Annotated in this window: 12 protein-coding genes; 6 read left to right on the top strand and 6 right to left on the bottom strand. The window is 67.1% G+C overall.

The genetic code is table 11. From position 1 onward, the window contains the following. Window positions 1-5: 5 nt before the first annotated feature. Window positions 6-1,298, bottom strand: a complete 1,293-nt coding sequence (locus KRR26_RS14360; RefSeq protein WP_120206357.1) for a TIGR02270 family protein — start codon at window positions 1,296-1,298, stop codon at window positions 6-8. A gap of 10 nt (window positions 1,299-1,308) precedes the next feature. Beyond that, window positions 1,309-1,854: a DUF6484 domain-containing protein gene (locus KRR26_RS14355; RefSeq protein WP_120206358.1), complete on the bottom strand. Its 546-nt coding sequence runs from the start codon at window positions 1,852-1,854 to the stop codon at window positions 1,309-1,311. 157 nt (window positions 1,855-2,011) lie between these two features. On the opposite strand from KRR26_RS14355, the gene KRR26_RS14350 reads away from it, so the two are divergent. From KRR26_RS14350 to KRR26_RS14330, 5 genes are all read left to right on the top strand, one after another. Continuing rightward, window positions 2,012-3,085: a hypothetical protein gene (locus tag KRR26_RS14350; protein WP_236068596.1), complete on the top strand. Its 1,074-nt coding sequence runs from the start codon at window positions 2,012-2,014 to the stop codon at window positions 3,083-3,085. After that, window positions 3,069-4,040, top strand: coding sequence for an AHH domain-containing protein (locus KRR26_RS14345; RefSeq protein ID WP_120206359.1), 972 nt, complete (start codon window positions 3,069-3,071; stop codon window positions 4,038-4,040). Before KRR26_RS14350 ends, KRR26_RS14345 begins: the two co-directional genes overlap by 17 nt. Window positions 4,041-4,144: 104 nt before the next feature. After that, on the top strand, window positions 4,145-4,615 hold the full coding sequence (locus tag KRR26_RS14340; RefSeq protein ID WP_120206360.1) for an imm11 family protein: 471 nt from the start codon (window positions 4,145-4,147) through the stop codon (window positions 4,613-4,615). Window positions 4,616-4,646: 31 nt separating this feature from the next. Next, on the top strand, window positions 4,647-5,030 hold the full coding sequence (locus KRR26_RS14335) for a DUF4150 domain-containing protein (RefSeq protein WP_120206361.1): 384 nt from the start codon (window positions 4,647-4,649) through the stop codon (window positions 5,028-5,030). A 117-nt stretch (window positions 5,031-5,147) separates the two neighbouring features. Then, a complete protein-coding gene (locus KRR26_RS14330; protein ID WP_217080077.1) occupies window positions 5,148-7,907 on the top strand; it encodes a TonB-dependent receptor domain-containing protein in 2,760 nt (919 codons plus the stop codon). A gap of 217 nt (window positions 7,908-8,124) precedes the next feature. On the opposite strand, the gene KRR26_RS14325 is transcribed toward KRR26_RS14330, so the two are convergent. Further along, window positions 8,125-8,385, bottom strand: a complete 261-nt coding sequence (locus KRR26_RS14325) for a DUF6289 family protein (protein ID WP_120206362.1) — start codon at window positions 8,383-8,385, stop codon at window positions 8,125-8,127. Between the two features lie 269 nt (window positions 8,386-8,654). On the opposite strand from KRR26_RS14325, the gene KRR26_RS14320 reads away from it, so the two are divergent. Beyond that, window positions 8,655-9,173: a hypothetical protein gene (locus KRR26_RS14320; protein WP_120206363.1), complete on the top strand. Its 519-nt coding sequence runs from the start codon at window positions 8,655-8,657 to the stop codon at window positions 9,171-9,173. A 9-nt stretch (window positions 9,174-9,182) separates the two neighbouring features. On the opposite strand, the gene KRR26_RS14315 is transcribed toward KRR26_RS14320, so the two are convergent. The 3 genes from KRR26_RS14315 to KRR26_RS14305 form a co-directional block, all read right to left on the bottom strand. Further along, a complete protein-coding gene (locus KRR26_RS14315) occupies window positions 9,183-10,535 on the bottom strand; it encodes a sensor histidine kinase (RefSeq protein WP_217080076.1) in 1,353 nt (450 codons plus the stop codon). After that, window positions 10,532-11,977 (bottom strand): sigma-54-dependent transcriptional regulator, encoded by a 1,446-nt coding sequence (locus KRR26_RS14310; RefSeq protein WP_120206365.1) that lies wholly within the window; start codon window positions 11,975-11,977, stop codon window positions 10,532-10,534. The genes KRR26_RS14315 and KRR26_RS14310 overlap by 4 nt, the downstream gene beginning before the upstream one ends. Window positions 11,978-12,062: 85 nt before the next feature. Next, a complete protein-coding gene (locus KRR26_RS14305; RefSeq protein ID WP_217080075.1) occupies window positions 12,063-12,749 on the bottom strand; it encodes an ABC transporter ATP-binding protein in 687 nt (228 codons plus the stop codon). Between the last annotated feature and the right edge of the window lies 1 nt (window position 12,750).

Raw genomic sequence — 12,750 nt, 5'->3', positions numbered from 1 at the left:
CCGGCTCAAGTCCCAAAAGGCCACGAGGGGAGACGCTCACGAATCTCCGCAGCGCGCTCCAACGCGACCTGCTGCTTCACGGAGAATTCTCGCACCTCGACATGCCAAGCCCCCCGGGTCCGCAGCATCAGCTCCCAGGCATGCACCTGCCGCCGCCGCATCGGTTCGTGGGTCAGCGCGTCCAGCAATCGCGCGCCCGTGAACACGTGCCCTCTCAGGTATCGGGACCCCGGCACGAAGTCCTTTCGATTCACCTGCCACCAGTGTGCGACCGCCTCGGGATTGGGTCGAGGAAGAGCGTCCTCCGGGCGAAGGGATAGGTCTGCATCCAGGTCATCCTCTTCCAGCGGAGGCAATGCATCTTCAGCGGCGTCCTCCTCCATCACGTAGGCCCCCTCCAATACGAGTCCCGTGATGGCCGCAAAGGCCTCTCCCGCGAGCTGAGCCACACGCGTCGGTCCGGCCATGGCTACCACGCACGCGTCCGCGGCGTCTCTGCGCCCGCTGTATCCCAACGCCCAGAGGGCATCCTCGCGGCTGGCCACGTCTGTCGTGAGTGAGCTCAGCCGCTCGAGGTCGCGCGCCTCGCCCATCAGCGCCAGCAACGTCCAGGCACTCTTGCGGACCGCCCCCGTCCCCGAAACAGCATCCGCGCGGGTCGCCGCCAAGGCTTCACTCAGCCCAAACATCAGCCCCGCATCCACGGCAGCCCGTCGGATCTCGGGACGCGTCTCCTTCAGGAGCACCCCAAGCTCCCGAGGAGGCGAACTCCGGGCCGAAGGCCGCAATGCTCGCAGGGCCGCCGCGACAGCCAGGTCCTCCGACTGGCCTAACAACTCCAGCGCCGCGCCCACGGGGGCTCTCCCCCGAAAACTCAAGACATCGAGCGCGAGCGCACGAAGACGCCCCTCTCCTGCATGGAGCCACGAGGCGAGGGCCGCCTCCAGTTCGCGCCCCTCCGCCAACTCCAGCGCACGGTGCAGCGCAGCCCAACACTCGGGCGAATACGCCCCTTCTCCCGCCTTCACGACGTCCAGGACGAAGGCGGGCGCCAAGGAGAGCAGCGCCCAGGCCGAGGCAAAGACCGCGCCCGGGTCTTCTCCCTCCAGCAGGCGAGCCTGCAAGGGTTCAACAGCCGCCGCACCCGCGACCACCAATCCGTCCAGATGCGCAACCAACCGCTCCTCCACCGCCGCGGATTCCTCCAGGATGAAGGCAGGAGAAACCAGAGCCCGCTCCCATTGGGTCCAAAGGAAGCCAGCTTCAGCGAGGTGCTCCTCGAAGACATCGAACAGCATCGTGCCCCCCTCAGTTCACCTGAACCGAACCACCCTTGATGCGATTGACTCCTGAGGCGTGCGTCTCGACATACGCCCCACGAATGACAACCTTGCCATTGCGTCGCAGGGTGATGCTGGCCTGACCACACTGGAGAACGACCTCATCCTTCCCTTCAATGACCACACGCTGCCCATCAACATGGGCTTCGGTGGGTAGCGCTGGCGCGGCCTCTGATTGTGGCTCGGGACTGTCCTCCGACAGGAGCGCGTCGAGCAGCGGCGTCGAGCTGGGGGCCAGCTCCAGTCCAATCAGCAAGGGCAGCCGCGGATCCCCCTCCTCGAAAAGCAATACCGCTGTCTGTCGGGTGGCCACGGCATCCTTCACCGCCGCCGGAGTCACCTGCAGGGTCCTCTTCGCGAGCAGCGGTCCGTCCAGGTTGCCGCGATAGTCCACCAGAAGGCGCCCTTCCGCGTTCACACCCACGACCCAACCCAGACGACTGCCCCAGATGCGCTCTCGCGGCGCCTCGTCCACATTGGACTCCGTGGCGGCTTTCTCTGAAGGAATGGTCATGAAAGGTATCCCCCTCCGGGCCTGAGATTGGCCGGTACCGTGTTATACTCCCGAGGCTCGACGTTCGCGACGGGGGTTGGGCGACCTGCGCCGGGAGAATCGAGATGAATGGGATGGAGCACGAAGCCAGGAGGCAGCATTTCGCCCGAGCTGCCGCATGTTGACGCGCTCCGTGGAGATACTGGCGGTCGGAATGGCGACCCCGGTGGGCCTCACTGCGCCAACCACCGCCGCGGCGATTCGGGCCGGCATCGTCCGCACCCGAGAGACCGCCATGCTGGACCTTCACTTCCGCCCCTTCGTTGCGGGCTTCCTCAATCCGCTGCCGGACTCTCCTACCCCTCCGAGTTCCTTCCCCTATCGCGAGGAGCGAATGCTGCGACTTGCCCTCTCCGCCTTGAAGGAGGCTGCGAGTGAGTCGAACACCGCCGCGTTGTTCCTGGGCCTGCCTGAGGACATGGCTGGACCTCATGGCACAGGGGACGTGTTCCTTCGGGAGTTGATCCATGCGAGCGGGGCACGCATCTCGCCCAACGCAAGCAGGGTCATTCCTTGCGGACGAGCCGCGGGGCTCTGGGCGCTCGCTGAAGCTCTTGGGTACCTCTCCGCGGGGAAAGGCCAGGACGTCATCGTAGGTGGAGTCGACTCTCTCATCGACCCGACGGTACTGGCGGGCCTCGAAGCGGATTGTCGGATTGCGGGCACTCGCCCCTCCGACACGTTCATCCCTGGCGAAGGGGCTGGATTCCTATGGCTCGCCCCTTCGGGGACTGCACGACGAAGAAGAAAAGCGCCGTTGGGAGAAATCTTCGGAATGGGCATTGGACGGGAACCGGGGCACCGAGACAGCCAAGTGCCCTACCGAGGCGAGGGGCTCTCCGCCGCGTTCCATGAGGCATTCACTGGCATGCCGCAGGAGGTGGAGCGGGTGCGCACGGCGTACTTGGGCTTCAATGGCGAGAGCTTCTGGGCAAAGGAATGGGGAGTCGGGCAGGTGCGCTTCCAGCGGCGATTCCACGACGTCCTGAAGATTGAGCATCCCGTGGAGAACCTCGGCGATCCCGGGGCGGGGCTCGGGGCGCTCATGCTGGCGTTGGCCGCGATAGGCCTGCAGCGCGGGTACAGAAAGGGGCCCTGCCTTGTATCCTGCTCCTCCGACCACGAGGAGCGAGCCGCCGTGCTGCTGCGAGCAGTAGAGCCAGGAGGTCAGGGTCATGCCAGAGTTTGGTGAGGACATCGTCCCACCGGATATGGGGGACGCACACCCGGATGACTGTCTCTTCTGCAAGAACAACGAGCCCAAGCTGCGCAACTACAAGACCAAACACGGCGCGCAGAAAGATGAGGAGGAACTCCGGAAGAACCTCTTGAGCCCCGCGCGGGAGATCGCCTCGGATCCATCCGTGGGTCCCATCCATCCAATCCCTGGAGGGAATGACCCAACAACAGGCTGGCACGCCGCCGCAGGAATCCTCGAGGACTTCGAGGTCGAGATGGCCGCAGCCCCCCACCACATCATTCCAGGCGATGCGGTGATGGCGAAGTCGAAGCTGGAGACGTGGACACGCGAGAGCAAAGGGAAAATCAAACAAGACATTGGCTACACCATTGATGGTGCCCTCAATGGCATCTTCCTTCCTCACCTTCCGGACATCTATTGGATGCGCAAGCGGAAGGTCTCGGAACTCCGCGAGGCTCGCCTCAAGGATCCGACCGCAGCGCCGGCACTCTCCACGCCGGACCAGAAAATAGCGCTGCGAGATTTCTACGGCAGAAAATGGAGCCAACTCAGCAACCCGGCCCAGCAGAGCATCGGAGAGACAGTGATGCTCGCGACGTGGCTCCAGATGCACTACGTTGACCACAAGGCAAGCTACCCGACGGCCTCCGGAGCGACGGCTTCCTACAATGACGAAGCCCTGGCGTCCTGCAACAACCTGGGCGACCTGATGTTGAACTACCACTACGTCTGCAAGCGCTCGAAGTCCGACGATGGCAAGCACTACCCGCCCTACGCATTGGTGGCGAAGATCAACGCGGCGTCCTCCTCCTTCAAGAGCTGCTTCACAGGTCGCCCAGATCATTGGACGGTCTGGGTCTCGCCGCTGGCCTACCATGTGACGCAGTCACTCATGTCGGAGAAGATTACACTCAACAGCAAGGGCGGCATCTCTCGTAAGACCTGAGACCCCACGGAGGGCCTAACGTGTATTACCGGCTGACCAACGAACCATACTCCCCGAACTTCGCTGGCCTGTCGTCGACACCGACAGCAGAAGTGCCTTGGACCATGGGGGTGCGCAGCAAAGCGCAGGTCGAGGAACCCATCCGCTGTGAGCTTCATCCCGAGAGCGCGGCCCCACCGCCGGACCTCATCCTCACCATCCCCATCTTCTCCACCCGGCTCATCGATGCGCTCAAGAGCGCGGGGGTGAAGAACATGGACCTCTACAAGGTGGAGCTGGTTCATCCCACGCAGGGGAAGACGTACACCGACTACCGGGCCGTCAATATCCTCGGCCGGATTGCCTGCGCGGATCTGGAGCAATCCCAGTACCTACCCGACCACGAACCGCCCCTGATGAAGTTCGACAGGCTCGTGCTGGATGAGGCGAAGACGATGGGCGTGCCCATGTTCCGGCTGGCCGAGTCAACGCTGACCATCCTCGTCTCGGAGAAGGTTCGGCAGGCAGTAGCGGCCGCGGGGCTTCGCGGCGTGCGCCTGATTCCGTTGGACGCCGCGCCTCGGGACGAGACGTAGAGACACCTTCACAGCACGCGGGAGACGCCTCATGGGTGCAAAGGTCTACGCCAATGGCCGAGGGATCGCCGCGGAGGACAGCGGCGGGCAGAGCATCGCCTTTCCAGATGTATGCAAGACCCCGAGCCCGGGTGGCCCCATTCCCATTCCCTATCCAAACGTCGCGATGAGCTCGGACGCGGACAAGGGCCCCAAGACCGTTCAGGTCAACGGGAAGATGCCGATGGTCAAAGGGGCTCAGTACAAGAAGTCGTCGGGAGACGACGCCGGGACCGCCGGAGGTGGAGTCATGAGTGGCTCCACCCAAGGAGCCGCCGAGTTCATGCTGTATTCCTTCGACGTGAAATTCGAAGGCAAGAACGTGTGCCGACTGGGGGACTCGCTCTTCCACAACAAGAAGAACGCGGTCGGTTAGTTTCCGGAGGTTCAGGTCGGCCACGACCCCAGCTGTTCCGCCGGAGTTCGGCGGGGCGGAAAATAAATCGACCGGGTCGGTAACAGTTGCGAGGCCGACCGGTGTTGCACCGGGCCCATGCCTTCTCCCCGCGTCGTCGCGCTCCTCCTGCTCGCATCGCTCGCGCTCGCCTCGACATCCCACGCCCAAGGTGTCCCCTCCGGCACGAGTGCGCCCAGACAAGTCGAGGTGGATGTTCATGCCACGGATGGGGGCACGGGCATCTCCACGGAGGATGCCCAGCGCCTGGGCCTCCCACCCACCGGAGGCGAGGCGGTGCTCGTCCCGCCCACCCTCCTGGCCGACTCGCCCGCCGCGTGGCCACAAGGGTTGGAGGGCACTCCGGGCGAGGTGACGCTGGAGCTGCTCGTGGACGAGCAAGGCCACGTCTCTGAAACGAAGGTCGTCCAAGCCCCGAGCGAGCCACGCCTCACCGACGCCGCCCTCGCCGCCGCGCCCGGGCTGCGCTTCACTCCCGCCACGCTGGGGGGCACGCCCGTCTCCGTGCGCCTGCCCTTCGTCTATCGCTTCGAGCCACCCCGCCCCGTCGAGGTCGCGGTCTCCCGCGTCTCCGGCGTGGTGCGCGCGCGCGGCACTCGGCGCCCCCTCGTGGATGCCACGCTCTTCCTCGACGGCAGCGCCACCCCCGCCGCCACCACCGACACGGAAGGCCGCTTCACCCTGGGCACCTCCGCGGGCGCGCATCGCATCGAGGTGCGCGCGCCGGGACACAAGCCCGCCACCTTCGAGGAGACGCTCACCACCGGCCAGGTGGTCGAGGTCGTCTATCGCCTGCAACCCGGCGTGGTGAATCCTTACGAGACCGTGGTCCGCGACGACCGGCCACGCACCGAGGTCACCCGCATCACCCTCCATGAGCAGGAGATTCGCGAGGTGCCCGGCACCATGGGTGACCCCTTCCGCGTGGTGATGTTGATGCCGGGCGTGGGCAGCATCGCCTCCGGCATCAGCTATCCCGTCGTACGCGGCAGCCAGCCCGCGGCCACGGGCTTCTTCCTCGACGGCGTGCGCGTCCCCATGCTGTACCACTTGCTGTTGGGGCCCGCGGTCATCCACCCGGACTTCCTCGACGCGGTGGACTTCTATCCCGGCGCGCCTCCCGTCCAGTATGGACGCGTGCTCGGCGGCGCGGTGGAGGGACGCCTGTCACGCCCACGCGAGGACCGACTCCACTTCACGGCCTACGCGGATCTGCTCAACAGCGGCGGCTTCATCGAGTACCCCATCGAGTCCACGGGCACCAGCATCAGCGTGGCCGGCCGCTTCAGCTACTCCGCGCTGCTCCTCTCGCTCACCACCCACGCGTTCGACATCAAGGATGCGGAGCTGGTGCGCGCGGGCTTCTGGGACTACCAGGCGCGCATCGAGCAGAAGGTGGGCGCGGGGCGCGTGCGCCTGTTCGCACTGGGCAGCTCGGACACCGTGGGGGTCCACTCCGAGTGGCTGCCGGACGCCGAGGGCGGCAGTATCGCGTCGCGCTTCCATCGTGTGGACCTGCGGGGCACACATCCGCTGGCGGGCGGCGAGGGCGAGCTGGGCCTCACCTTCGGCACGGACGCGCTCGGACTCGATGGCGAGCAGACCGTCCAGAACAAGAAGACGCTCGTGCTCACGCGCGAGCAGGTGGGCGAGTACGGCTTGGAGCAGACGAGCTTCGCGGCGCGCGCCAGCTGGAAGCGCGCTCTCTCGGACGACCTGGAGCTGCTCGTGGGCGGCGACGTGGAGCACCGGCGCGCCGCCACACACATCGACGGCACCGCGCGCCCCCCCGGCTGGCGCCCCGGTGAAGAGGCGGATCCGCTGAAGAATCCCTCGTCGCTCGCGACGTTCACGGGCGCGTACGCGTCCGTCACCTGGAAGCCCACCGAGCGATGGATGGTGCTGCCGGGCGTGCGCGTGGATGCCTATCACCTGGTGCCGGGAATCACGCATACGGCCGTCGAGCCGCGCCTCACCGTACGACACGAGCTGACCGACACGCTCACGCTCAAGGGGGGGGCGGGCCTCTACCACCAGCCGCCGAGCGTCCTGCTGCACATCCCCGCGATGGACACCGCGGGCCTGCGCTACGGCCTCCAGTCCGGCGCGCAGATGGACGTGGGAGCCGAGTGGAAGGCGACCGAGGGCCTGGAGTTGAACGCGGACGTCTTCTACAACCCGCTGTCTCGCACGGTGGAGTTCGACCTGACGGACGTGGCGGAGAACCGCCGCCGCCGCGACCTGCTGATGAAGGACCCCGCCGCCAGCGGCTATGCCTACGGGTTCGAGCTGATGGTGCGCCACCCGCTGGGCGGCAACTGGTTCGGCTGGGTGTCCTACAGCTTCCTGCAGAGCAAGCGGCACATGCGCTTCAGCCGCATCGGCGATCTCAACCAGGTGGTGGAGACAGTGGAGGGGACCCTGCCCTTCGCGTTCGAGCAGGCCCACGTCTTCAACGCCGCGCTCAGCTACAAGTTCGGCAACAACTGGACGGTGGGAACGGTGGTGCACGTCAACTCCGGCCGCCCCGAGTCGGGCGAGGTCGCCTCGCTCACCCAGCGCGTGGTGGACAACGGAGAGGGGAATCCTTGGGTGCGGCAGGACCTCGATCGCGCCGAGCGACTGCCGTCCTTCTTCCGCGTGGACCTGCGCGTGGCGAAGTCGTGGGCCATGGAGGACTTCACCTTCGATGCCTACCTGGACATCCTCAACGCCTCCGTCCAGGAGGAGGTCCTCTCCTACGAGTACACGGTCGACTCAATGACCCGAGCGCCCATCCGCCGGGCGGTGGGAATCCCTGTCATCCTCCCGCTGCTCGGCCTCAAGGCCACGTACTGACCCACGAACACAGCGACGCGCCGAGGCTCGCGGCGGGCCCCGGCGCGTCTGTGGAACGACAGCGGATGGCTGCCGTCGTTTCGTGACAGGAATCAGCCTGCCAGCAATCCCAAATCCAAATCCGCGAACACTGACTTGACTACACAAAAATAGCGGAATGGTTCGACAGGGCAAGGGTGCCCCGAGAGAGTGCCACACCCGGGGCGGAAACATCCGGCTAGTAGCAAGCGGAGCGGTAGCTGGTCATGTAAATGGTCTGCACGCCCCAGGAGCGGACATTGCCATTGCAGTCGTACCACCAGCCCCCGACGTGCTGGGTCATGGCCGCATCGGAGTAGTACTCGCGGCTCTCCTGCTCCACGCCAGTGCCGGGGTCGTCCGCCCGCGCATCCGTGGCCACGAAGAAACCCGCGGCTGCGCCGAGGAACGTGGCGACCGCGGTGAACAGCAGGGAGCGACGAAGGGGACGAACGCGCATGCTGAATCTCCGGAAGTGTGGTGAAAGCATCCCCATCTGGGGACTCAGCAATCCTGGATAGTCTTCCTCTCCCCGTCAAACACCACCCGGGTTGTCTACCTGGGAACGCTGGCCTCCATCCGGCGGGCAGGACTTCGACAACATCCTGAAACTCCAGAGATTTATGCCTTTCCTGCGAGCTGACGGGTTCGAATAAATCAAGAAATAAAGGCGACTCCGTTCTGTCCGGAGAGCGGTGACAGCGGCCAACCGCCGGAGCGAGGGACGGGATGATCACGCTGACCTGGCCCATGGGGCAGCTCCTCAAGACGCTGGCCTCGTTTCTGAGCGTCCTCGTGAGGCAGGTGCTCTACATCACGCCCCTGTTCTGGTTCCTGGAGCTGTCGGAGAACGTGGCGTGGCGGTGGATGAACGGGAGCTGGGGCTGGGTCTACCCGGAGTCGCCCTATGAGTGGTTCTCGTTCAGCAGCCTGTTCTTGTGGGCGGCCGCGGTGACGCTGCTGTGGGCGCTGCACCACTTCTGGTTCTATCCGCGCCGGGTGAAGCTGTGGCAACGGCTCATCACCAGCACGGTGATTGGCTGGATGGGGGAGTGGTTCGCTGGGTTCATCGCCGCCGAGGTGTTCCACCACCCGCTGCAAATCTGGCCCAACTCCCAGCTTGTCTACGTGAGCTTCAGCGCCCTGTTCTTCTGGCTGAGCGACGCCATCCTGTACCACCTGCTCACGATGAACGTGGTGGAGCTGTCGCCCGCGTACGACCTGCACCTGGACGAGCAGACGGCCTGAGCGGACCGCTCAAGCGCCCGGGGCATCCAGCGGCAGCTTGAGGCGTGCCCGGCAGCCTCGCCCATCCGGGCGGTTCTCCAGGCGCAGGCTGCCGCCATGCGCCTCGGCGATCTGCCGGCTCAACGCCAGCCCGATGCCGCTGCCTTGCGGCTTGGTGGTGAAGAACGGCACGAAGAGGTTGCCGGTGTCCGCCAGCCCCGGGCCCTCGTCCTCCACCCAGACCTCCACGGAGCCGGGCGCGTGGACGCCCCACGAAACCCAGACACCGCTGCCCTTCTCCGGCTCGGACTGCACGGCGTCCACCGCGTTGCGGACCAGGTTGATGAGGAGTTGCTCCAGCTGGTCTTCATCTCCGCGCACCACCAACACCGGGCCCGCGCGCACCGACACCAGCGAGCGCTGCTCCAGCGCCACCACGCGGCGCACCCAGCCGTCCAGCGACACGTCTCGGAGCGCGGGGGGTGGCAGCCGCGCCAGCCGCGCATAGGCAGACATGAAGCGCGCGAGCGACTCCGAGCGCCGGGCGATGATGCCCAACCCCGCCCGCATGTCATCCTCCCAATCCGACGCATGCGGCCCCGGGGACAGCAGCCCGCGCAGCGAGTCCGCGATGGACTGGATGGGCGCCAGCGAGTTGTTGATTTCGTGGCTGAGCACGCGCACCAGCCGGCGCCACGCCTCGCGCTCCTGCTCTCGCAGGGCGAGCCGCAGGTCCGCCACCACCACGAGCTGATGCGGCAGGCCGCCTTGCCGGAACGACCCGCGCCGCAGCTCGTAGGGCCCGCCCTCTTCCGAGAACCCACGCGTCAGCCGGCGCGGCGCGGGCCCCTCCAACAGGTCCGCCAGCCCCAAGGCCCCAGCGCCCTTGCCCACGAGCTGCGCGCGCGAGTGGCCCAAGAGCTTCTCACCAGCGCGGTTCACCAGCCGCAGCGTGCCCGCCACGTCGAAGGCGAGCACCCCGACGTCAATCTCCTCCATCACCTGCTCGAGGAGCGCGCCCGCTTCCATCGCGCCCAGCCGCTGCTCGCGCAGCGTGTCGCCCAGCGCGTTCACCTCCAGCAGCACCTCGCCGAGCGCATCACCTCCGCGCGCGCCGCGGCCGCGCACCGAGTAGTCCCCCTCGCGCAGCGCGGCCAACAGGTTGGCCAGCGCATGCAGCGGGCGGACGATGCGCTCGCGCAACGCCAATCCTCCGCCGGCATAGAACCCCAGGATGAGCGCGGAGAGGGTCCACTGGACCTTCGCGCTCAACGCGCCGGTCCACACCAGCACGAACGCCACGGCCACCGCGGGCAGACCCGCCAGGAGCGCCAGCCCCAACACCTGCACGTCGTGCGGTGGCGGCGCCCGCTGTGGCTTCACCGAGCGCCCTTGATTCCGTAGTACTGGAGCCGGCGGTACAGCGCGCTGCGCGACAGGCCCAGGCCCTTGGCCGCGTCACTCACGTTGCCCTCGTGCCGCGCCAGGGCGCGCTCGATGAGGTAGCGCTCCACCTCCTCCAGCGTCATCTCCTCCAGGCGCGACGTGCCTCCGTTGTTGCCGCCGCGCTTGAGCAGCAGGTCCTCGGCCAGCACCTCCTCGCCCGAGGCCATCAGCAGCGAGCGCTCCACCGCGTGCTCCAGCTCGCGAACGTTGCCGGGCCACGGGTAGGCCAGGAGGGCCTCCAGCGCGCTCGGGGCGAGCCGCATCTGCGGACGGCCATAGCGCTTGCCGTGCTCCGCCAGGAAGTGCGCGGCCAGCAGGGGAATGTCCTCGCGCCGCTCGCGCAGCGAGGGCAGCTGCACCTCCACCGTGTTGAGCCGGTAGAGCAGGTCCTCGCGGAAGCGGCCCTCGGCCACCGCCTTCGCCAGGTCCACGTTGGTGGCGCTCACCACGCGCACGTCCACCCGGCGCGTCTTGGAGGAGCCCACCGGGTGCAGCTCACCCGTCTGGAGCACGCGCAAGAGCTTCGCCTGCTGCGTGAGCGGCATGTTGCCAATCTCATCCAGGAAGAGCGTGCCGCCGTCCGCCAGCTCGAAGCAGCCGATGCGGTCCGTCTTCGCGTCCGTAAAGGCGCCCTTCACGTGGCCGAACAGCTCGCTCTCGAAGACGCCCTCGGACAGGCCTCCCGAGTTCACCGCGACGAACGCCCGGTCCTTGCGCGTGCTGGCCGCGTGCATCAGCCGCGCGACGACTTCCTTTCCCGTGCCGTGCTCGCCCGTGACGAGCACGTTCGCGCCCGAGGGCGCCACGCGCTCGATGAGGCGGCGCACCGGCTGCATCGAGCGGGAGTCACCCACCAGGGAGGGCAGTCCGCCCTGGCCTCGGCGCAGGTGCTGGTTCTCCTCCTCCAGCCGGCGGCTGCGCTTGAGCGCCTGCCCCAGCTCCAGCTGCGTGCGCAGCGTGGCGAGCAGCCGCGTGTTGTCCCACGGCTTCTGCACGTAGTCGCGCGCGCCGGCGCGCATGGCCTCCACCGCGCCCTCCACGCTTCCCCACGCCGTCATCACCACGATGGGCAGCGACGCATCCATCCCGCGCAGGCGCGCGAGCAAGTCCAATCCCTCGCGCCCGGACGTGGTGTCGCGCGCGTAGTTGAGGTCCATCAACACCAGGTCGACGTCCTCGGCGTCCAGCGTGGCGAGGACGCCCGCGGGCGACTGCGCGGTGACAATGGAATAGCCATCGCGCTTGAGCAGCAGCCGGAGCGCATCCAGCACGTCCGCTTGATCATCGGCGAGCAGGATGCGCGCGGCCCGTGCGGGGGCCACGGGCTCCGGTGAGGCAGCGGGGACAGCGGGGGTGGACTCGAACACGGGGGTCACCAACGAACGGGAGAGAATGTGCCAGAAAGCGGGGTGACGCGGGGAACACCGTTCCCTGGGTCGGCCTTCCGCCCAGGGAGCAGGCGCCTCAGGGGGCCGGAGTGGGCTGCATCCAGCCATCCGCGAGCCGGATGATGCGGTGGCCATAGGCGGCGTTGGCGTCCGAGTGCGTCACCTGGACCACCGTGGTGCCCGCCCGGTTGAGCTCCTGGAAGACCTCCATGATCTGCTTCGCCTGCCCGGAATGAAGGTTGCCGGTGGGCTCGTCCGCGAGGAGGACCTTGGGGTTGGAGATGAGCGCGCGCGCCACGCCCACCAACTGCTGCTGACCGCCCGAGAGCTGCGAGGGGAACAGGTCCTTCTTCCCCACGAGTTGGAAGCGGTCGAGCATGTCGCCCACCAGCGCCTCGCGCTCGGAGCGCTTGAGGTCGCGATAGGACAGGGGAACCTCCAGGTTCTCCGCCACGGTGAGGGTGTCCAGCAGGTGGTACTGCTGAAAGACGAAGCCGATGGTTCGCCGGGCCAGCTCCGCCCGCTCCTTGGTCTTCAGCGAGTGCACCCCCTTGCCATCCAGCCAGTACTCGCCGGTCCACTCGGCGTCGAGCAGGCCCAGGATGGACAGCAGCGTGGACTTGCCCGCGCCCGAGGGGCCCATCAGGGTGACGAACTCGCCGGGCTGGATGTCCAGGTGGATGCGGCGCAGCACCCAGCTGCGGCCTCCGGCCAGGGGGTAGGACTTCTCCACGTCACGCAGCCGCATGAGGGGTTCGGACATG

Origin of the sequence: Citreicoccus inhibens (assembly GCF_019039035.1) — a bacterium.
In the GTDB taxonomy this organism is placed as follows: Bacteria; Myxococcota; Myxococcia; order Myxococcales; family Myxococcaceae; genus Citreicoccus; species Citreicoccus inhibens.
This window is presented reverse-complemented; position numbering and strand designations above follow the sequence as displayed.

What these genes read in the sequence shown, in the direction of transcription:
- KRR26_RS14360 (WP_120206357.1), bottom strand. Translation starts at nt 1,298, where the DNA reads ATGCTGTTCGATGTCTTCGAGGAGCACCTCGCTGAAGCTGGCTTCCTT.
- KRR26_RS14355 (WP_120206358.1), bottom strand. Translation starts at nt 1,854, where the DNA reads ATGACCATTCCTTCAGAGAAAGCCGCCACGGAGTCCAATGTGGACGAG.
- KRR26_RS14350 (WP_236068596.1), top strand. Translation starts at nt 2,012, where the DNA reads ATGTTGACGCGCTCCGTGGAGATACTGGCGGTCGGAATGGCGACCCCG.
- KRR26_RS14345 (WP_120206359.1), top strand. Translation starts at nt 3,069, where the DNA reads ATGCCAGAGTTTGGTGAGGACATCGTCCCACCGGATATGGGGGACGCA.
- KRR26_RS14340 (WP_120206360.1), top strand. Translation starts at nt 4,145, where the DNA reads ATGGGGGTGCGCAGCAAAGCGCAGGTCGAGGAACCCATCCGCTGTGAG.
- KRR26_RS14335 (WP_120206361.1), top strand. Translation starts at nt 4,647, where the DNA reads ATGGGTGCAAAGGTCTACGCCAATGGCCGAGGGATCGCCGCGGAGGAC.
- KRR26_RS14330 (WP_217080077.1), top strand. Translation starts at nt 5,148, where the DNA reads ATGCCTTCTCCCCGCGTCGTCGCGCTCCTCCTGCTCGCATCGCTCGCG.
- KRR26_RS14325 (WP_120206362.1), bottom strand. Translation starts at nt 8,385, where the DNA reads ATGCGCGTTCGTCCCCTTCGTCGCTCCCTGCTGTTCACCGCGGTCGCC.
- KRR26_RS14320 (WP_120206363.1), top strand. Translation starts at nt 8,655, where the DNA reads ATGATCACGCTGACCTGGCCCATGGGGCAGCTCCTCAAGACGCTGGCC.
- KRR26_RS14305 (WP_217080075.1), bottom strand. Translation starts at nt 12,749, where the DNA reads ATGTCCGAACCCCTCATGCGGCTGCGTGACGTGGAGAAGTCCTACCCC.